Annotated in this window: 14 protein-coding genes and 1 tRNA gene; 4 read left to right on the top strand and 11 right to left on the bottom strand. The window is 38.4% G+C overall.

What is annotated here, in order from left to right:
• Window positions 1-126: 126 nt before the first annotated feature.
• Entirely contained in the window at window positions 127-1,716 is a 1,590-nt protein-coding gene (locus tag PL9214_RS33145) for a glycosyltransferase (RefSeq protein ID WP_367400308.1), read from the top strand.
• Window positions 1,717-1,769: 53 nt separating this feature from the next.
• Here PL9214_RS33145 and PL9214_RS28300 read toward each other — a convergent pair.
• The 4 genes from PL9214_RS28300 to PL9214_RS28315 form a co-directional block, all read right to left on the bottom strand.
• A tRNA-Ser gene (locus PL9214_RS28300) sits at window positions 1,770-1,858 on the bottom strand.
• Window positions 1,859-2,010: 152 nt separating this feature from the next.
• Window positions 2,011-4,467, bottom strand: a complete 2,457-nt coding sequence (locus PL9214_RS28305; protein WP_072722649.1) for a ComEC/Rec2 family competence protein — start codon at window positions 4,465-4,467, stop codon at window positions 2,011-2,013.
• Window positions 4,468-4,522: 55 nt separating this feature from the next.
• On the bottom strand, window positions 4,523-4,999 hold the full coding sequence (locus PL9214_RS28310; RefSeq protein ID WP_072722650.1) for a DUF4079 domain-containing protein: 477 nt from the start codon (window positions 4,997-4,999) through the stop codon (window positions 4,523-4,525).
• Window positions 5,000-5,120: 121 nt separating this feature from the next.
• Window positions 5,121-6,425, bottom strand: coding sequence for a tetratricopeptide repeat protein (locus tag PL9214_RS28315; RefSeq protein WP_072722651.1), 1,305 nt, complete (start codon window positions 6,423-6,425; stop codon window positions 5,121-5,123).
• Between the two features lie 142 nt (window positions 6,426-6,567).
• Between PL9214_RS28315 and cofH the strand changes: the two genes are divergently transcribed.
• Window positions 6,568-7,710: a 7,8-didemethyl-8-hydroxy-5-deazariboflavin synthase subunit CofH gene (gene cofH / locus PL9214_RS28320; RefSeq protein WP_222425309.1), complete on the top strand. Its 1,143-nt coding sequence runs from the start codon at window positions 6,568-6,570 to the stop codon at window positions 7,708-7,710.
• 69 nt (window positions 7,711-7,779) lie between these two features.
• Here cofH and PL9214_RS28325 read toward each other — a convergent pair whose 3' ends face one another.
• Window positions 7,780-9,336, bottom strand: a complete 1,557-nt coding sequence (locus PL9214_RS28325) for a WecB/TagA/CpsF family glycosyltransferase (RefSeq protein ID WP_072722652.1) — start codon at window positions 9,334-9,336, stop codon at window positions 7,780-7,782.
• A gap of 581 nt (window positions 9,337-9,917) precedes the next feature.
• Between PL9214_RS28325 and PL9214_RS28330 the strand changes: the two genes are divergently transcribed.
• Entirely contained in the window at window positions 9,918-10,514 is a 597-nt protein-coding gene (locus PL9214_RS28330; RefSeq protein ID WP_072722653.1) for a class II aldolase/adducin family protein, read from the top strand.
• Between the two features lie 69 nt (window positions 10,515-10,583).
• On the opposite strand, the gene PL9214_RS28335 is transcribed toward PL9214_RS28330, so the two are convergent.
• From PL9214_RS28335 to PL9214_RS28345, 3 genes are all read right to left on the bottom strand, one after another.
• Window positions 10,584-11,330 carry a DUF4276 family protein gene (locus tag PL9214_RS28335; protein ID WP_222425310.1) on the bottom strand — a complete coding sequence of 249 codons (747 nt, stop codon included), beginning with the start codon at window positions 11,328-11,330 and terminating at the stop codon, window positions 10,584-10,586.
• Window positions 11,311-12,489, bottom strand: a complete 1,179-nt coding sequence (locus PL9214_RS28340) for an AAA family ATPase (protein WP_072722654.1) — start codon at window positions 12,487-12,489, stop codon at window positions 11,311-11,313. Before PL9214_RS28340 ends, PL9214_RS28335 begins: the two co-directional genes overlap by 20 nt.
• A gap of 142 nt (window positions 12,490-12,631) precedes the next feature.
• Entirely contained in the window at window positions 12,632-13,498 is an 867-nt protein-coding gene (locus PL9214_RS28345) for a DUF4231 domain-containing protein (protein WP_186440490.1), read from the bottom strand.
• A gap of 258 nt (window positions 13,499-13,756) precedes the next feature.
• On the opposite strand from PL9214_RS28345, the gene PL9214_RS28350 reads away from it, so the two are divergent.
• On the top strand, window positions 13,757-14,845 hold the full coding sequence (locus PL9214_RS28350) for a nucleotidyltransferase domain-containing protein (protein ID WP_072722655.1): 1,089 nt from the start codon (window positions 13,757-13,759) through the stop codon (window positions 14,843-14,845).
• A gap of 58 nt (window positions 14,846-14,903) precedes the next feature.
• Here PL9214_RS28350 and PL9214_RS28355 read toward each other — a convergent pair whose 3' ends face one another.
• The 3 genes from PL9214_RS28355 to PL9214_RS28365 all read right to left on the bottom strand — a co-directional run bounded on the left by PL9214_RS28355 (window position 14,904) and on the right by PL9214_RS28365 (window position 20,215).
• Window positions 14,904-15,980: an S-layer homology domain-containing protein gene (locus PL9214_RS28355; RefSeq protein WP_072722656.1), complete on the bottom strand. Its 1,077-nt coding sequence runs from the start codon at window positions 15,978-15,980 to the stop codon at window positions 14,904-14,906.
• Window positions 15,981-16,249: 269 nt separating this feature from the next.
• A complete protein-coding gene (locus PL9214_RS28360; protein WP_072722657.1) occupies window positions 16,250-18,787 on the bottom strand; it encodes a glycogen/starch/alpha-glucan phosphorylase in 2,538 nt (845 codons plus the stop codon).
• Window positions 18,788-19,390: 603 nt separating this feature from the next.
• Entirely contained in the window at window positions 19,391-20,215 is an 825-nt protein-coding gene (locus PL9214_RS28365; protein ID WP_072722658.1) for a hypothetical protein, read from the bottom strand.
• Window positions 20,216-20,311 lie beyond the last annotated feature (96 nt).

A 20,311-nucleotide genomic window follows, 5' to 3' on the forward strand; every position in this document is an offset into this window, starting at 1 on the left:
ATTAAACGTAAAATAGACGGGCCTCAAAAGCTTGCTCGACCTAGATCACATCTTGTGTTTATTTATGCCCACCTACTTAATCGCCCATAAAAAACGGAGTCAATGAAACAAAAGGATAATTAAATCATGGTTCATTCCCCAGTCATCACTCATCCCTATCCCCTAGTCATTGTTATTGTTAATTATCGAACAGCTTCCTTAACAATTGATTGTCTATACTCGTTAGTTAATGAAGTTCAAGCGTTACCTGGTACAAAAGTTGTCGTTTCTGATAACGCTTCAGGAGATAATTCTTTGACTCAAATTCAAGCCGTGATTGACCAAGAAAAATGGGGAGATTGGGTTTCTTTAATTCCCTTAGATCATAATGGCGGTTACGCATTTGGTAATAATGCCATTATTCGTCCTATCTTGCAATCTGAGAATCCTCCTTCCTATTTTTTACTTCTCAATCCTGATACGATTGTGCGTTCCGGTGCCTTAATAAAACTGGTAGAATTTATGGAGAAAAATCCCGAAATTGGGATAGCAGGAAGTCGTTTAGAAGATCCTGATGGCACACCCCAACGTTCTGCATTTCGGTTCCATACCTTGTGGGGAGAATTAGATAGCGGACTGCGCTTAGGATTGGTATCTAAATTATTAGAAAAATGGGTTGTTGCGCCTCCGGTTCCTGAACAGGCTTGTCAAATGGATTGGGTTGCGGGTGCAAGTATGATAGTTCGGTGTTCTGTCTTTGAAACGATTGGTTTAATAGATGAAGATTATTTTATGTATTATGAAGAGATGGATTTTTGTTTACAGGCAAAAAAAGCAGGTTGGAATTGTTGGTATGTTCCCGAAAGTCGAGTGGTTCATCTAGTCGGACAAAGTTCAGGTATAAATAATATAAAATCTAACCCCAAACGCCTACCTAAATATTGGTTTGATTCCCGCCAATACTATTTTACAAAAAATTATGGCCAACTCTATGCAGGCGTAACCGATATTATTTGGATACTGAGTTTTATGACCTGGCGAGTTCGTCGCCAACTACAAAATAAACCCGATGCTGACCCCCCTCAATTATTGCAAGATTTTATTCGCTATAGTGTTTTGTTCAACCTAATTAATATTTTTAGGTCAGATATAGATCCAGCCCAAAATACTAACATTCAACCCCAAATTAACCCAACTCAAAATTTAGGACTCTGGGAACAAATTCAGGAAGATTGGATTGCTCATGACCGAGATTGGACGAAACCCGGATTTCGAGCAGTGGTGGTTCAACGCTTTGGGGTATGGAGAATGCAGATTAAATCGTTTATGTTTCGTGCCCCTTTGAGCTTTCTTTATCGAATGTTATATCGGAAAATTCGTAATACCTATGGGATTGAATTACCTCATAGTGTTGAACTGGGTCGTCGTGTAATTGTAGAACATCAACATGGGATTGTAATCCATGGAAATAGTGTGATTGGGGATGATTGTATTATTCGCCAAGGAGTGACTTTAGGAAATCGCTATTTAGATAAACCTTTCGATGCTCCTAAATTAGGAAAACGGGTTAATATTGGTGCTGGAGCAAAGATTTTGGGAAATGTGACCATTGGCGATGATGTTTGCATTGGTGCCAATGCGGTTGTACTTTCCGATGTACCATCGGGTGAAACCGTCGTTGGAATTCCGGCTCAAATTATTCGTTCAAAGTCTGCTCAAAACCCAAACTTAATTTGAACGAAGTTACGCCGTTTCAGCTTACAGATTGATAGATTGAGAAATTCTGAAAACGGAGAGGGTGGGATTCGAACCCACGAGGAGTGCAAGACCCCTAACAGATTTCGAGTCTGCCGCATTCGACCAACTCTGCCACCTCTCCAAACCTGAAATGATTCAGATCGTGTTTTAGACGATTTTTCGATTATAGCAGGGAACGGGTAACAGGGAACCGGAAACCGGGAAAAACATTTCATCATTTAGGTTTACTGCGTCAGCTTATGTTAATTACTGGATTTCATTACCTACAACAGATCAAAGAAAAGACCCATCTGTTTCATCAAAATCTAAAGTTGTTTCAAAACCTTGAGTTGGTGTCCATCTAATGGCTCCATCTCGACCCGTCCAAAAGATTTGAGTTTGTTGTTGACTCAGAGTTTCTACCGTTTTAGGATCAATAGAATTAGAAGAAGCGATCACAATTTTAGGCTTTAATACGGATAAAATTTCTGTACTTAAAGGTTCTCCTGACCACCACAATACTTGAGTCGGGGTTAAACTTTGACTTTCCATCAACTGTTTTTGGTCATTAATAGAGGTTTCTCCTAATAATGTCCAAGTGTTTTGACCAATTTCAAATCGAATGACTGGAGGCTGAGGATTTAATAATTCAAGTTTCACAGAACCTAACATCACAGGTTGACGTAATGTCAAAGGAACATAAGCTCCTTTTTGTTGGGCTAAGGCTTTTAAAATAACTTCATTGGTGGCTTGATAGGTTTTTTTAGGGGCGGGATTATCATAAAACGTTTTAATCGGAACATTCTCTAAAATAAACGGCCAACCAATACTTAAACCCAGTTGGGGATGAGTCGCAACTGACCCTTGAATTTCATTGACACCCTGAGCATTTAAAAACGGTAAAACGACAAATTGGGCTGTGTTCTGACTTCCACTATTAATTAAAGTTACTTTTCCTTTTTCTTCAATCACTAAAATCGGTTCTTTGGGTGTACCGAGAATCGTGGCTTGAAATTGGGTTGTTTTAGTATACCAACCCGGTGTAACCACTATTAATACAGCACAAGTCGCTGCAAACAAAATGGGAATCCACCCTTTTTTAGAAGTAGAAAATTTAAAATTCTCTTGAGGATTTACCCAGATAAAATAACCCCAAATTAAAAGATTTAAACTATAGAGGGTGATCAATTGTATGAGGGAAATTCTGCCCACCGCAATAGAATTACCTGGAAGTTGACTAAAATAATCGGCTGTTTCAATTAAACCCAAAATTGGATAATGAAGAACTTGGGAAATCGCACTTCCAAATCCCGGCATGAATAAGGCGACCAAGGCACTTGCCATGCCTCCCAATGTAATTATTGAAATTAGAGGAGAAGCAATAATATTAACTAGAATACTATAGGGCGATAAAACGTTAAAAACGTAGAGTTGTAGGGGTAATGTCCAAATCATGACGGCTAAGGGCACGGCGATTAAAGAAGCGAAAAAGGGAGGCATCCAATTTAACCGTTGCATTAAAGGAGGAACTGTGACCATTAATCCCAAGGTGGCTAAAAAACTCAGTTGAAATCCGATATCGGATATCCATAGGGGGTTAACGATTAATAATAATATAGCTACCAGTAATAATACATTTAAGGGTTTAGTTTGACGTTGGTTTAAAAGGGCAATTAATACCGCTAATCCCATTAGCGTTGCTCGTAAAACAGAAGGTGAAATTCCTGTTAAACCTAAGTAAAAAAGGAGTGTTAATAATCCTAAAATAAAGCGGATTTTGGGAGAGAATCTCTGAGTAATCGCTAAAATAATTCCTAATAAAAATGAAACTTGAAACCCTGAAGCTGCTAGAATATGAGCGAGTCCAACTTGAACAAAAGTATCTCGAATATCGTAAGGTAAATCAACTGCTAAACGGCCTAATACCATTGCACTCAGTAGCGAACCTTCAGGAACTCCTAATAATTTAGCTTGAGCGCGAGTAATGCGTTGGCGAATTTTCCACAATCCCCAAGGGGGGGGTTGACTATCATCATGACTAATATAACGTCCCCGTAATCCAGCAAAAGATCCTTGTTGAGCAAGGTAGTTGTAAAAATCAAATCCCCCCGGGTTTGAAGGGGGTTGAGGTTGATATAAACTTCCGGTAATAGCAACACTTTCCCCCGGATATAACCCCGTTGCTTTTAATAAAGGAACAGTCACATAAACTAAACCCTTCACATCTCGACTGACAGCAATGGGAGTATTATTATTTGTAATTTCATTAACTTGATTTACGTTTAACCAAAATTGTCCCCGCCCTGAACGAGTTAACCGGGGAATACTACCCACTTCTCCGCGAACCGTAATTAATAAATCTTGGCTATTCCCACTATTAAGAATTAATTGACTAATATCATTTGTCGTCGGTTGAGGGGTTCTAATTTGTAAATAAACACTGGCTAAAAAAGCGGTGATTCCGGCTAATAACCACACCCAAAAGGGCAGTTTAGGGCGAGGAGGTTTAGGGATTTTTTCAGCAAACTCAATCGGGTCAGTGAGGGCATCTTTTCGCGTTTCTTTTTGTTTAATAAACTGTTGAATTCTAGCTTTTCGGGATTGTTTTTGCTGATAAACTTGTTTCAGGGCTGTAACAAGTGCTAATATAATTCCTAATCCTAATATTCCATAATTTCCCCAAGGAATTGCACCCACTAGCAAACCTAAGAGATAAGCAAGAGCCAGAATAAAAATCACCGTTTGATTCATTCAGTAATTAGGGAACAGGTAACAGAGAAAAGTAATCAATCAACGGTCAACTCTTTTAGAGAGAAAACCCTAATTGTAAACCTAAAAAAGTATGGACTAACATTAACCCTAGTGCAACGGTTCCCAGATAAGCGTGGGTGCTTCTTAAACCGGGGTTATCTTTGCCAAACCCAGTAAAGGCTATCACACTATTAGTGAGTAATAATCCCAATAATATTGTCCCTGTCCAGAAGTGGGGACTTTCTAAAATCGGTTGTTTTTGCATGACCAGGGATAATAAACCTCCGGTGTAACCTAAAGCCAAAAACAAAAACATCAAGGGGGCGAGTTTGCGGTGGTCAGCCCGATTTTTTAACGCGACTTCCTTATCTTCCGCCAAACGTCCGCGCCATCCTGTCCACCCGACATAAATCCCCATTGTGAAAATAACAGTTCCCATCATCACCGGATGTCCCCAATGGGTAATGGGTTCAGGAATTCCTAAACTCCGAAATACATTCGCAATGGGTTCTAACAGTTCAGCTAAACTCATGTTCTCTCTCAAAAGGCATCAGCATTTCCAGACATTAGTTTAGAGCAATTAGGGTAATCAGTTATCAGTCATCAGTTATCAGTTATCAGTTATCAGGGGTTAGACACGGTTAGAGCCTACGCTATGAACTTNCTTTTTGATTTCCGGTTTGTTGGAGAATCGCTAAGGCTTCTTTCCAGGTTTGTAAGGCTTGGGGATAGTTTCCTAAGCGTTCATAAACTTGTCCAATATTATTTAAAGTTGTACCGATTTCAGGTTTATTATTGAGGGTTTGATAAATAGATAAAGCTTTTTGGTAAGCTTCTAAAGCTTGGGGATATTGACCTTGACTATAATAAACACTACCTAAACTATTAAAAGCGGTGCTTAAATTTGCCTGATCATTGGCTAATTTCGCCAAATCAATTGCTTTTTGATAAGAAATTAAAGCTTGATCAGATTGTTTGAGTTTTTCCTGAATTTCCCCGATTAAATTATGAACTTTGGCAGCACTCCCATGATCTTCTATTCGGGTCATTAATTCTGAAGCTTGTTTAAAATAAACTAACGCTTGAGAATCATTTCCTAACTGACGATATAATAGCCCAATATTACTTAATAATCGCCCAACTCCAGCTTGATCTCCAATTTGGCGACGCAGGGCTAATGCTTGTTGATAAATCTCTAACGCTTTTTGAGTATCTCCCTGAATTAAATACAACGCCCCTAAATTATTTAATGTGCGACTGAGATCCCGTTTATCTCCAACTTCTTCCCGAATTGTTCGGGCTTGTTGGTAAAAATTTAACGCTTGATCATATTGTTTTAATGTGGTATAATCAGAGGCTAAATTATGAAGAGATTCGCCCATATTCACTCGATCATTAATCGATTGGGAAATTTGTAAAGCTTCTTGATGTAATTTTAAAGCGTCTGAGACTTTATTTTGATTGCGATAGACAAATCCGATTAAATTTAAACTGCGACTAATTCCAATTTGATAATCTGGGTTCTTGTTTTGCGCTTGTTGATTTAATTGTCGATAGGAATTCAGGGCTTGTTGTAAAACTTTTAAGGCTTCTGCATCATTGCCTAAATTACTATAAACTTCCCCAATATAAGTGAGAGTTTCTGCAATTTCAGCCTGTTTCCCTTGCTTCTGTTGCTGTTCTAAAACTGTTTGAAACGTTGCTAAGGCTTCTAGAAATAACCCTTGACGAAATTGCTCAATTCCACTTTTAAATAAAGCTTTAACATTAGTCTGATTAGGGGTTTGAGCCAATGTTACGGTTGATTGTCCGAAGGCGAAATTAAAAGGGGGTGCATGAAGCAGAAACCAACTAATTCCTATACTCAGGGAAACTTGCAACACCCCGGCACTAGCCGTTAAAATACTAAAGGGTTTGAATAAAAAGAACCTTTTTTGAAACAATAACAATTTGTTCATGGCGATATTTTAAGCGTAAATAGCAAGATTCTGGGGAAAATAGGGAAGCTAGGAAAGAGACAGAAGATTAACTTTGTTTCCAGTTTACCCATCCTTCCTGTCCAGAACGATTAAAGTCACTTCTTCTTAATATTGATCAATTATGATACTAAATTTAACGGCTGATACCATTCTTAACCATGCGATCGCAGGAGATGATTTATCCCCAGAGCAAGGGGTGGTTTTGCTTCAGCAAACTGACCCAGCAATTATTGAGAATATTCGGCTGGTGAGTGATACCTTACGATCTCAACAAGTAGGAGAAACCGTCACTTATGTGATTAATCGCAATATTAATTTTACAAATATCTGTGAACAACATTGTAGTTTTTGTGCGTTTCGTCGAGATGCTGGAGATGAAGGAGCTTTTTGGTTAGAACTGGATCAAATTTTAGAAAAAGCGGCTGAGGCGGTTCAACGGGGTGCGACGGAAATTTGTATGCAGGGTGGGTTAAACCTGGAAGCAAAAATTAATGGGAAATCCTTACCTTATTATCTCAATTTAATTCAAGCCCTTAAAACTCAGTTTCCCCACCTCCATCTTCATACTTTTTCTCCTCAAGAAGTTCAATTTATTGCCAGAGAAGATCATCTCTCTTATGCCGATGTCATAATAGCATTACGGGATGCTGGAGTCGGTTCTATGCCGGGAACGGCTGCGGAAATTTTAGATGATTCCGTGCGAAAAATCATCTGTCCTGAAAAAATTAATACCGCGACTTGGTTAGACATTATCGAAACAGCCCATCGTCTCGGTATTCCCACCACCAGCACAATGCTATCGGGTCATATTGAAACACCTCAACAGCAAATGCAGCATTTACAACAGTTGCGATCGCTGCAACAAAAAGCCATTGAACAGGATTATCCCGCTAGAATTACAGAATTTATTGTATTACCCTTTGTGGGAGAAACAGCCCCATCTCCCTTGCGACGACGAGTGGGACGGGATCAACCGATTTTAGCGGATACCTTATTATTAACGGCCGTGGCTCGAATTTTCCTCGGTCATTATATCCCGAATCATCAACCCAGTTGGGTGAAATTGGGTTTAGACGGAGCAACGGAAGCCTTGCAATGGGGATGTAATGATATTGGGGGAACGTTAATGGAAGAACACATTACCACCATGGCGGGAGCCAAAGGAGGAACGTGTATGGAACCGGAAACCTTAGAAAAAGCGATCGCGTCCTTGCGGCGCCCCTATCAACAACGAGATACCCTCTATCACTATCATTCCCGATAAAAAAGACTCGCTGAGATGACTGTTACTCTCTCTCCACGAGCCTCAAGGACACAACAGAAACTTAACAATTTATGCCACTAAAGAATCTTCAAATTCTTGGGTTAAATAATCTAGTACCGTATCCAGGGTTTGCTGTTTGACCCACCCTTTCATCACAGCAATTTCCCCAAACCGGAGTTTTAATTCATTTTGTTCTTCGAGAATTAAATTGATTTGGGATTCATCGAGCAATTTAGCTTTGCAGAGATAATAACCCAAAGGATACCGATGTTGGGTCTGTTCCAACTGCGGTAAATAATCAGCAAAGAAATCAATGGTGTCTTGTTCCAACCATCCCAACTCAACGACGAAATCACCAAATCGTTTACCCGGTTCTTGTTTTTGTCGTTCTAAAATGGTGTGAACTTGATCACCCGTCAGTAACCCGGCTTTTCGTAAGATTTCACCCAAGAAGGGAGACTCCCAATTAATAAATTCTTGTTGGGTTAAATAATCCAGTACCGTATCCAGGGTTTGCTGCTTAACCCACCCTTTTATTACGGCAATTTCCCCGAACCGGAGTTTTAATTCATTTTGTTCTTCGAGAATTAAATTGATTTGGGATTCATCAAGCAATTTAGCTTTATAGAGATAATAACCTAAAGGATATCGTTGTTTTGATAACCCTAACTGCGGTAAATAATCGGCAAAGAAATCAATCGTTTCCCCTTCCAACCATCCCAACTCAACAACGAAATCGCCAAATCGTTTACCCGGTTCTTGTTTTTGCAACTCCAAAACAGTATTAACTTGGTCAGCAGACAATAAGCCCGCTTTTTTTAAGAGTTGTCCTAAGCGGGGAGATTCCCAATTAACAAATTCTTCTCTGGTAGAGAACGGAGGTGTATAGAGTTTTAACCTTTGTAATAACAGTAACCAAAAGAAAGGAAGATCCTCAATCAGATACCGTTTCCATAAACGTTTGGGTTCTGAAAACAAGCGGTGTAACCATTCCACACCCATATTACTCATCCATTGAGGGGAGCGACCTTTTTCTCCCGCTTCAAAGTCAATCGTTGCACCAATCGCTAAAAATACCTTAATATTTTTGAGTTGACTGCGGTATTTAGCTATCCATTTTTCTTGCTTGGGTGCTCCCACGCCAATCGCTAATACGGTAGCTTCAGACTGATTAATGCGATCAATAATTCGTTGGCATTCTAACTCATCTTTTTCAAAGCCAAAGGGAGGAGAATAAGAGTCGATAATCATTTTCCTCCCCACCTTTTTATTAATGTTTTCCTGGGCTCTTTGAGCAACTCCTTCAGCGGCTCCCATCAAGAAAATCGTTACTTTTTCATGATTTTTATAATACTCATAGAAAGCGGGGAATAAGTCAGATCCAGAAATTTTTTCTTTGATGGGCTGACCTAAAAATTTAGAGGCATATATCAAGATCTTACTATCACAAACCCGGTAGGTTGAAGCTTGGTAAATACCATAAAAGTCCGGGTCTTTCTGTAATTTCATTAAGTGATCGACGTTAGGGGTAAAAACGACACCCCCCCTGGAACCTAACCGTTTGAGAAGCTGGGTTTTGGAGATATTATTAATCGGAATATTGAGGATGTTGATGTCGTTAGCCATAGCGTTTTTCTGTCCTGTCCTAAAAAATAGTATATTAACCTAGTTCTGGCAAAAGTTGAATTAACGTTATACCACAACGATCAACTGGGCCATCGGCTAAAGTCATGATTATCATTTCTATTGAGCAGTTAGCATTTGTTTCCCTTCTGTTCTCTCGACTTTGCTAACCGTTTCTTTGACTCAGAGACTGAGCTCTAATCCGTCGCTGATTCATCAATGTAGCTATATAGAGGAATGAAGGTTTACTACTCGATAGCAGTGTTAAGCGGGAGGATTGAATTTTGAATGCTTAGATTTTACAACAAAACGGCCAAAAAATACGAGATCTTTTTGTAAAACTTCAAATTAATTTCTGTAAAGATTTTGTAAAGCCTAGATTCCGAACCCCTATCCTTCAGCCAAAATTAATATTTTTCCTCATGTTTGAGCTTAGTATCGAAGCACCCAGAGCAAATACTTATTCCCCTGGATAGAAACCATTTCCAATCAACCTTGAATTACTGCTACAAAGAAGATTCATTCCTCAAGTTATTGCTAAAATACTAAAGCAAGTTGCATTTTCCACTTAGAGGTTCCAGATCATGGATGAAGGTGTTGTGAAATATTCCTGTGAATGTATCCCAGGAGAAAACGTTGCGGTTGAATTGATAGCTTCTTTAATGAAATGGCGAGATCATATTCATGAATTAGGATTGATTGGTGTCTATGAAAATGGTATTGGATTTGGCAATATTAGCATCCGTATTGCCAATACTTTACAATTTATTATTTCTGGCAGTCAAACGGGACATTTAGCTAAACTTAATCCCGATCATTATACTGTTGTTACTGAGTTTAATATTGAACACAATCATCTCACCTGTTGTGGGCCAATTCAAGCCTCATCCGAGTCCTTAACCCATGCTGCAATTTATAGTTATGAACCGAATATTAATGCGATTATTCATGTTCATCATCCGCAATTGTGGCGAAAGTTATTAAATCAGGTTCCCACCACTCGCAAAGACGTTCAATATGGAACCCCCAAAATGGCACAAGAAATGTTTAGATTATTTGAGGAAGAAAATTTAAGGGAAAAGAAAATATTAGTTATGGCTGGACATGAAGATGGATTTCTAACCTTTGGTAAAGACTTAAATGAAGCCGGAGAAATATTAATTCAATATTATCATATTTAGTGAGAAGTTCACACTCCTAATCCACTCATAACCCCAACAACAAGGTAATAGTAGCAGGAGGTATAGAGCTTAATTTTCACGATTTGAAGGGGGACATAAATATTCATCAAATTCTTTTAAAGATGAGTTTCTCTCAATTGTTGTTCTGTTAATTTCAAGATAGTCAGCGATTTCAGGAGATAGGCTTTCTGTATATTTGTGCTTTTTTAGATCTTTCTCTTTTAACTGGCGATTCCTTTTTTCTGCAATTAACTTAGAGAAATTTTCTAAATATTCTTTCGCTCCCTTTCCGCCTGATTCTGCCTCTGTGATATTCTCTGTCCTTCCTATTTGATGCTTATTAGCAAAATTTTGCCAGTCTTTCTTGGTTCTAGTATTTTTACTTTTAGTATAGTAACAACAGATTCCTAAACAATCTACCAATAGCCAAGCTTCTAGTTCCTGGCAAATCAGGATTAGCTGAACACGCCCTGAAAACTTTGAATTTTCCACTACTTTGTTAATCCTATTGAAAAAAGAATTAGGTTGCTTCAATCTTGCTGCTTCAGATTGTCTTCCATCATAATCTATTAAAAATAATACAGAATTATGATCTTTTAAGTAAATTTCAACTGCTTTTTGTAGCCCATCTTCTTCTCTATTTTTAATAGCATGATTATAGGCTTGTTTAGTACCAAGAATTAGTTCAACATTATCTTTTCGATGAAAAGTAACAATTTTTTTGGCTATACAGTGTACTGTTTTAGCATCATAATCTGATTCTGGAGCCCAGAGAAAAATTTTACACATACTTGAATTATTGTTTTTGAATATCATATAAAAGTTGACTATGAAAAATTGCACTTCCAACTCCAAACTCTTGCATCCAGTCTAAAAAACTTTCACGCTTCTGACTAAGTTCATCAATTGGATAAGCGACAGTCCCCTTGTTATCTTTTTTGGTTAACAGGATTAAAGATACATCTGAATTAATTTCATCAACAGTAAAACAATCCAATAATTGAGAACTGTGAGTTGTAATCACAACCTGTGTTTTTTGAGAAAGTTGTTTAATAATAGAGGCAATATCTGACAAAAGACCGGGATGAAAACTTCTTTCTGGTTCTTCAATTCCAATTAAGGGAGGTAATTCATCATCAATTAGCAAAATTAAATAGGCAATTAATCTTAAGGTTCCATCCGCCATACTGGATAAAGGAACTTGAACACCGTCTCCTTCCAAGACTTGAATAAACTTATCTCCATCTGAATCAGACTCAACTTCAAACTCCATATTAACCATATCTTGAAGTTTCTGATTAATCTCTTGAAATTTATTTTTATTTTTTTCTGCCCAGTATAATAAAATTTCTTGTACTTCACCACCTTTTTGATCTAGTTTTGGTGTTTCAGAAACCAAGCTACTACTTGCTTGAATTTGTCTAACTGTTATTCCTTTGCGTCCAATTATCTCCGGATCTAAATTATAAAATTCCCAATGTTTAATAAATTCTGATACTTCCGATGTAAAAGGCTTATATCCAAAATCACCAGCCGTATTCAAGGCTAAGTTACCTGATTTAGAATTATAAGAGACAGGTGCTTTTCCATCCTCATCTTGAACATTTCCTTCCCCTTTTACAATATCAATAACTTCTATCTTATCTACTTTTAATTTTTCACGAGAAAAACTAGGCTTCTCTGTTTCTGAATTAGCTGAAATTGATAATTCATAATCAGCTTTTGTATTTTCATCTTCAATCTTAATTTTATAAATTAACTCATCATTCATTACTCTAAATCTTTTTTTAATAAACTCTGGTGGTGGTGGCGAACCATTATAAACCATTATACTCAGGAGTTCTAATGCTCCTATAATATTCGATTTTCCCGTAGAGTTAGCACCAACAATAATTGTTAAGTCTCTAAATGTTAACGAGACATTTCCTAAGCTCTTATAGTTTTTAATATTGGCTGATTTTAAGTTAAGAACCATAGATTCAGTATAAATTCAACTTTAGTCTTAATATATAAGATACTCTTTTTTGTTCATATTGTCAATTCAGGATGAAAAATTGCTGTCATCAAAAAACCCGCCTAAGCGGGTTGATTTCCTAGGATTAAATAAGGAACGTAAATTAGGCTTTAGTTGGAGGATTCACTTCTATACTAGGAGTTGAATCCGGGGGTTGTTCTTGTTTTTTCTCACTGGCAGATTGAACTTGTTTCAAATGAATCGTATTCACCTGAACAATAAAGTTTTCAATTGCTCTTTGAGCTTTTTTAGACAGTTGAGCATCTTCCATCGCATCATATTGATAGAGGGTACTCACTCCTAAGATAAATTTCTCCTGTTCCGCTTCTAATAATTCCACAGCAGTATTCGCCGCTACCCAATTTTCTTGAAAGGGAAAAGAGGTGACAATACTCGCAACAATTGCTGCAATTGCTGGACAAATTACAGGCAACCATTTTAACCAAGATACCCCAGCTTCTAGTTTATCCACTAACACTAAAATAGGGGTGACACCCGATAAAACAATCGTGGCAGTTTGTGAAACATAGTAAATACTGCGGCAGTCTCTTCGGGTCTTTTTATAGTCATCAATTAACTCCTGAGCATATTCTAATGCTTGGATTCTCGCGGCGGTAATCACCGAGTTATCCATAGGATTATTTTCACCTATTAAATTACTGCTTAAAATCGTATACAGTGCAGCATTTTTCTTCATTTTGGAGAGTTTGTCTGCCTGTTGATAGTTCTGAAAAACTTGTCGGTTAATTAAGAACAAACAAATCCAGGTTGCTGCTAAAATAATTTCATAGATTTTAGCGACTTGCAACTCAGAAACAAAAATGTTAATGAAAGCTGCACCTACAAAACCCGCTAAGGAAAAATACTCAACAATTTTTAGCAACAGTAGCAGGGTGGAGTTGGGTGAACTGGAAGAATCCTCAAAGGTACTGATCATCGACGCTGGGTTTGTCTCTGCACTATTAGTCATGGCTTAAAGGCTAACGGAATAAGCAAAACAATTTTAATCTACATCATACACCCTCTGGAAGGGTAAAATTTTTAAATTATCTCAGAAATGAGAATACTGTTTCAGCAGTCGAAACCTGATCAAAAGCTCTATAGTTAGTTAAATTTTATGGGTTCTTGACAATTTGGTATTAATATACTACACTTATATTACAAAATAAAATCACCGGAGGGAAATTGGTGGAAATCTTGCCTATCAATTCTTGATTACAAACCTATTATGAACCGTTTAGAGATTGAAAACCGTACTATTTTACTCGCCTTAACAGGTTCCAGAGGCTATGGACTGTCAACAACTACCTCAGATTATGATTATCGTGGGGTTTTTATTGCCACTAAGCCGTATTATTTAGGATTTAGCTTAATCGAACAAAAAGATACAGGATGGACAGAAGAACCAACCGATAAATTCTCTTTTTTGTCAAAAGATACCTGTTTGTATGAATTAAAAAAGTTTCTGAAATTATCAGTAGATAATAACCCCAATATTTTAGAATTATTGTGGTTTAAAGACTATGTATATCTAACAGAAACAGGAAACAAACTGAGACAGAATCGTCAACTTTTCTTGTCTAAAAAAGTAAAACAAACCTATTCTGGCTATGGCTATGCTCAAATTAAAAAGTTAGAATCCCATCGCCATTGGTTGTTGAATCCTCCCACTCATAAACCGACTGCGACAGAATTTGGCTTAGTCGATACACCGCCGTTAACCGTTAGTCAAATGAATAGTTTTTTAGAATATTTGTATGGGTTAGTGCGCGATCGCATTGAATTTTTAGAACCCGCCAAAGAACTGTATCATTTGTTAACAGCTGACATTGATTTTAAAGGAGTTTTAAAACAATATCCCTTACCGGAAGAAACCTTAGAAACAACCCAAAAATTAGCGAATTCTTCTCAAGATTATATTCAATTGTTGCAAAAAAGTCAACAATATCAACGCGCTTGCCGAGAATACAAACATTATCAAGATTGGAAAAAAAATCGCAATCCTGAACGAGCCGAAATGGAAGCTAAAGTCGGATATGATTGTAAATTTGCGATGCAAGCTATTCGCTTACTAAAAACAGGAATTGAGATTTTACAAACTCAATCTTTAATCGTTGATCGTCGGGAAGCTGGAGATGCAGAGGAATTATTAGCCATTAAAAAAGGGAAATACAGCTATGATGAAGTCATGGTTATGGCTAAAAGTTTGTATCAAAAATTGGATGAAGCCGAGGAAAATTCCACGTTACCCAAACAAGTCAATGGGGAAACTGTCAATCAACTTTGTATTGAGTTAGTTTCTCAGCAGGGATTTTAAAAGGGTGTGTTGACTGTTATCTGCTTACAGTTAACAGTTAACAGTCAACCATCACCCCTCAGCGTGAGTTCACAATATAATCAGAAGAAATCGGTTCTACTTTTTTCTGATAAACTAACCCTTGGTAAATCATAGAAGCGACTTCACTATAGGTAGCAGATTGATTGGGATTGAGAGTATTTTTATCAGGATAATTAACAACTAATCCGGCTTCCGTTGCGGCGGCAACACCCTCAACTGCCCACTCAGGAATTTGATCTGCATCTTTAAAGAGTTTAAGGGTTTGTTGAGGATTTTTAGACGGTTTTAACTCTAACCCACTTGCCAAAGCGACTAACACTTGAACACGGGTAATTTCTTGTTTAGGTCGAAAGATATTCCCTGGATATCCCACCAAAAAACCCGATTGACTAACCTCTTTCAAAGCAGGTTTAGCCCAAAAGTTTTTAGGAATATCCTTAAATTGAATAGGGGATTGTTCAGGTTGTTCATTAAATGCCCTTTGTAATTGGGCGGCAAATTCTCCCCGTGTAATTTTTTCGTCGGGTTGAAAGGGTTTTTGATCAGACCCGGTGGCCCAATTTTTACTCATAAAATAGGCAACAAATGGACTCGCCCAAGATTTGTCAGGAACTGTAGAAGAGGGAGTTTCCAGAGGCGGTGGAGTCGTTGAACAAACTTTTCCCCCCTGGGATGGAGTCGGACAAAGGGTTTCCGTTGGGTTGATGGTAGTGGTTTGGGGGGGAATTGGAGTAACTTGGGGTGGGGGTGACGTGGCGATGGGTGTATCCGGTGTTGTTTGAGGAATTAACCCCAAACCAACCCACCAAGGTTGATTCACTGTTGGCTGAGGTGTGGTGGAAGGTGTTGCGGGTTGGGGAGTTGGGGGAGATAGAGGTGAAACCCCATCCGGGAGGGAGCGTTCTAGGATTTGGGAGAACGTCTGATCTGTTGTGGAGGTTTGGGTTTCTGGGGGGGTTTGGTTGGGGATGGTCGCTAATTTCCGGTTAGGGTGACTTAAAACCCAAAATAAAATTGTACCCATCGTTGCTAACGCAACAATAATGGCAATAACCTCATCAAAGCGAGGATTAGATCGACGATTGGAGGGATCAGGGGGATAAGATTGTGACATGAGGATCAGTCCCGTTATAGATACACTTATTTCAGCATAAACGATTGATTTTTGGCTATAAAAAATTAAAATGGGGGAATTTTTTTCCTAGCCGTTTGTCTGAATTTTCATCTCCCTACCTATTGTTGTGGGGCGATTCCCTATTGAACATAAATTAACTCGATCAAAAAAGGTACTCCTGATGGGGATGAAGGAGTACCTTTAAAATCGCTATAAAAACAAGGGAATCTATGAGATAAAATTCACCTTATTTTTAATAGGATTCAGAATTAACTAATAACGCGCAATCCAGCCGCTTCTGGGTTATATCCTTCCATTTCCACAGGAATAGATTTCACATTCCAGATTTCGTTACAATATTCACGGATGGTGCGATCGCTAGAGAATTTACCCATGCGAATGGCATTCAGAATTGACATTCTTGTCCATTTTTGTGTATCTTGGAATGCCATACTCACTTGTCGCTGGCAATCAATATAAGCTTGATAATCTGCGAACAGCATATATTCATCATGGTACATTAAGGAATCCACCAAAGGTTTAAATAATTCCTCATTGCCATGGGAAAAATAACCCGATGAAATCCGATCAATCACGCCTTTTAATTCAGGATTACGATGATAGTAATCGAGGGGTTTATAACCTTTAGATTTTAAGGCATAAACTTCTTCTGCGGTTAAGCCAAACAGGAAGAAATTTTCAAACCCAGCTTCTTCGCGGATTTCAATATTTGCCCCATCCAAAGTACCAATGGTTAAAGAACCATTCATGGCAAACTTCATGTTTCCGGTTCCAGAAGCTTCTTTTCCGGCGGTTGAAATTTGTTCGGATAAATCCGCCGCCGGATAGATGCGTTGACCTAAAGAGGCGTTAAAGTTTGCCAAAAACACCACTTTTAACCGTCCCCGGACATCGGGATCTTTATTGACCACTTCTCCAACGGCATTAATCAATTTAATGATTAATTTTGCCATGAAATAGCCGGGAGCAGCTTTCCCCCCAAAGATAAAGGTTCGGGGATAAATATTAATATTGGGGTTCTGTTTGATGCGGTTGTACAGAGTAATAATGTGCAGCACATCCAAGTGTTGACGTTTATATTCATGAATCCGTTTCACTTGAATATCAAAGATGGAATGGGGATCAACTTCAACGCCATTAAATTTCCAAATGTAATCCGCTAACAATTGTTTGTTGTACAGTTTAATTTGACGCCACTGTTCGCAGAATTCAGGATCATCAATTTGGCTTTCTAATTGACGCAGTTGATCTAAATCTTTGAGCCAACCCTCACCCAGTTTAGAGCTATAAAACTGCGATAACGTGGGATTACTCAATAAAATCCAACGCCGAGGAGTCACACCATTGGTTTTATTGAAAAACTTCTCTGGCCAGAGTTTATAAAAATCTCGCAGGGTATCTTTTTTCAACAAATCCGTATGCAGTGCTGCTACTCCATTAATCGCATGGCTGCCAACACAAGCTAAATGAGCCATCCGCACAAATTTTTCTGGCCCTTCTTCAATTAAAGATAACCGTCCCAATAAGCTATCATCATCGGGATACCAGCGATGGACATCTTCTAAGAAACGACGGTTAATTTCATAGATGACTTCCAAGTGACGTGGTAACAAATAGCCAAACAAACCCACTGACCATTTTTCTAAGGCTTCGGGTAACAGGGTATGGTTAGTATAAGCAAAGGTTTTTTGGGTAACTCGCCAAGCCGAATCCCAATCAATCCCATGTTCATCTAACAACACCCGCATTAACTCAGCAATGGCAATGGCTGGATGGGTATCATTCAGTTGAATGGCGGCGGTTTCATTCAGGTTATAAAGACTGCTATTGTGGCGGAGATGGCGTTTAACAATATCCCGCAACGAACAAGCCACAAAGAAATATTGCTGTTCTAAGCGCAATTGTTTCCCTTGGGGGGTGTTGTCATTGGGATAGAGGACTTTAGAGATGGTTTCCGACCGCATTTTATCAGCCACCGCCCCATCATAATTTCCGGCGTTGAAGGCTTCAAAGTTAAAGGCATCACTGGCTTCTGCTTTCCACAACCGGAGAGGGTTAACGGTGTTGGTATCATACCCAGGAACCGGAGTGTCATAGGGAATACCAATGACGGTTTTCGCCGGAATCCAGCGAATCCGTTCCCGTCCTTTCTCATCATGATAAATTTCGGTATGACCGCCAAATTTTACCTCAACGGATTCTTCGGGACGGGGAATTTCCCAAGGGTTGCCAAATCGTAACCATTTATCAGGAATTTCCGCTTGCCAACCATCTTGCATGGTTTGGTGGAAAATCCCAAATTCATAGCGAATGCCATAGCCAACGGCGGGAATTTCCAAGGTCGCCAGGGAGTCGAGGAAACAAGCGGCTAACCGTCCTAAACCGCCATTTCCTAAACCGGGGTCGGGTTCTTGTTCAAGGAGTTCATCTAGGTTGAGTCCCGATTCTTCCACGGCCTGACGGACGCGATCATAGAGGTGTAAGTTAATTAAACTGTTCCCCAAGTGTCGGCCCATGAGGAATTCCGCAGACAAATAGTAAACAATTTTGACGCTATGGTCTTCGTAAGTTTTGACCGTTTTTAACCAACGGCTTAATAACCGATCCCGCAAGGTATAAGCCAACGCCATATAAAAATCTTCCTTTGTGGCGATGGTTTCATACTTGCCCAGTTCATAGAATAAATTATCGGCAAAAGCCCGTTTTAAGGTCTCCACACTCGTTCCAGTGCGATCGTCCTCAATTTGGATGGGACATTCATTAATCGGAATCAAGGATTGAGTCATTCAGTCTCCTATCTAAGCATCAATTAACGTTCAAGGATCATCTGGGTAACAGGATACAGATGGGTTAAGGTTGTTTATGTTGTGTTAATGACTATTGTTGGTCAACAATTCTGTATTCTGCACCTCAATCGGACACAATTTCCTGATCTTCAAGTTTAACTTAATCAAAATACAGATTTTTCCGCTCTTGTCAAGGGACTAACTCTGCGATTGATTTTGTTTAGGATTATAGCAATTCTTTTTAGGTGAACTGAGTATTGGCTTGTATTGTGATCCATTTTATGTTACTGTGATTGGACAGATTATTAATTTGAGCATTTTTTTAAGATTATTAGTTTTTATGGTTGATTTTCCTACGCCGATTGTATTGGAAAAATTTTGGGACAATTTTTGTGATTTAAAACAACTAACAGCCCGATGTTATCGTAAATGGGATAAAAATTCAGACATTTTTTAGCTTATATTTAGTGTATAATGGGTGAGGGAAGCCTCACCCCAATGATCTTATGCTCAGTTTTACTAGCGATCACTGCGTTTTGACGCTTTAGCAGTAACCGATTGAGTCTGTCCTAAACATTCAGTAATTTTATCGGATTGACAATATCAATTAGATAAAATATTTTTCTTTTTCAAGCTTAACGCTATTCCCAATATACCCATGATTAATAAACTCAAAGAAGTTGAAGGTTCAGGTGATTTGACCAATGTTTTACTGTTTTGATAGGTAATTAACGTTAAACTTTGACTTTGACTAAACTCACGAGAATATAATCCCGATAACACAATATTAGCAGAGACTTGATTACCTTGAGCGTTTGTTGTTGTCAACGGTGACAATTGAAAACCCTGACTATTCTCTAGTGATAAATTAAGCTGATTAGAAGAATTGAGTGAGCTATTGAGACTCAAAAAATCTAACAGATTATTGGTCAAATCATCAAATAAATAAAAAGCGATATAATTCTCGGCTTGAGCCGATTCTTTTGAGAACAAACTGGGGAGAACCTCCAAATTTAAAAAAGAGGAAAATTTAAAGGAAAATTCTTGGTTTTCGGCAATTTTAAACTGATAACCTATACCGACTGCTTCACTGTAAGCTAAACCCAGATATTCTTGACCTTCTCCCTGAGCTTTCGCTTGAGAACTATTTTCGGTTAGAGTTAAACAATTTTCAGGTTCCAAACAAACATTAAAATTTGCATTAGCATTCGCTTCGGCTAATGTAATTCCTCGAATAGCTAATGCTGTGGTTTGAGTATCTGTAAACGTGGAAGTGTTTGTAGGAACTTGGCTAAAATCAGAAATTAAAGTGTTTGCTTCAGCCTGCGCTAACGTACCCGCAAAACCTGGAGAAACACTACTTAATAAAGCAATAACGGGAGTAGCAACTAGGAAGAATTTCACAGTTGCTTTGGGTGCAATATTCATGTTAAATCCTCTGGGTAAAATTTTAAATTAAAGTTGATCACGGGATCAATCCCGATAATCGATAGATTTAATCTAGTCTGGGGAGGAGGAAAATTA

Source organism: Planktothrix tepida PCC 9214 (assembly GCF_900009145.1).
GTDB classification, from domain to species: domain Bacteria; phylum Cyanobacteriota; class Cyanobacteriia; order Cyanobacteriales; family Microcoleaceae; genus Planktothrix; species Planktothrix tepida.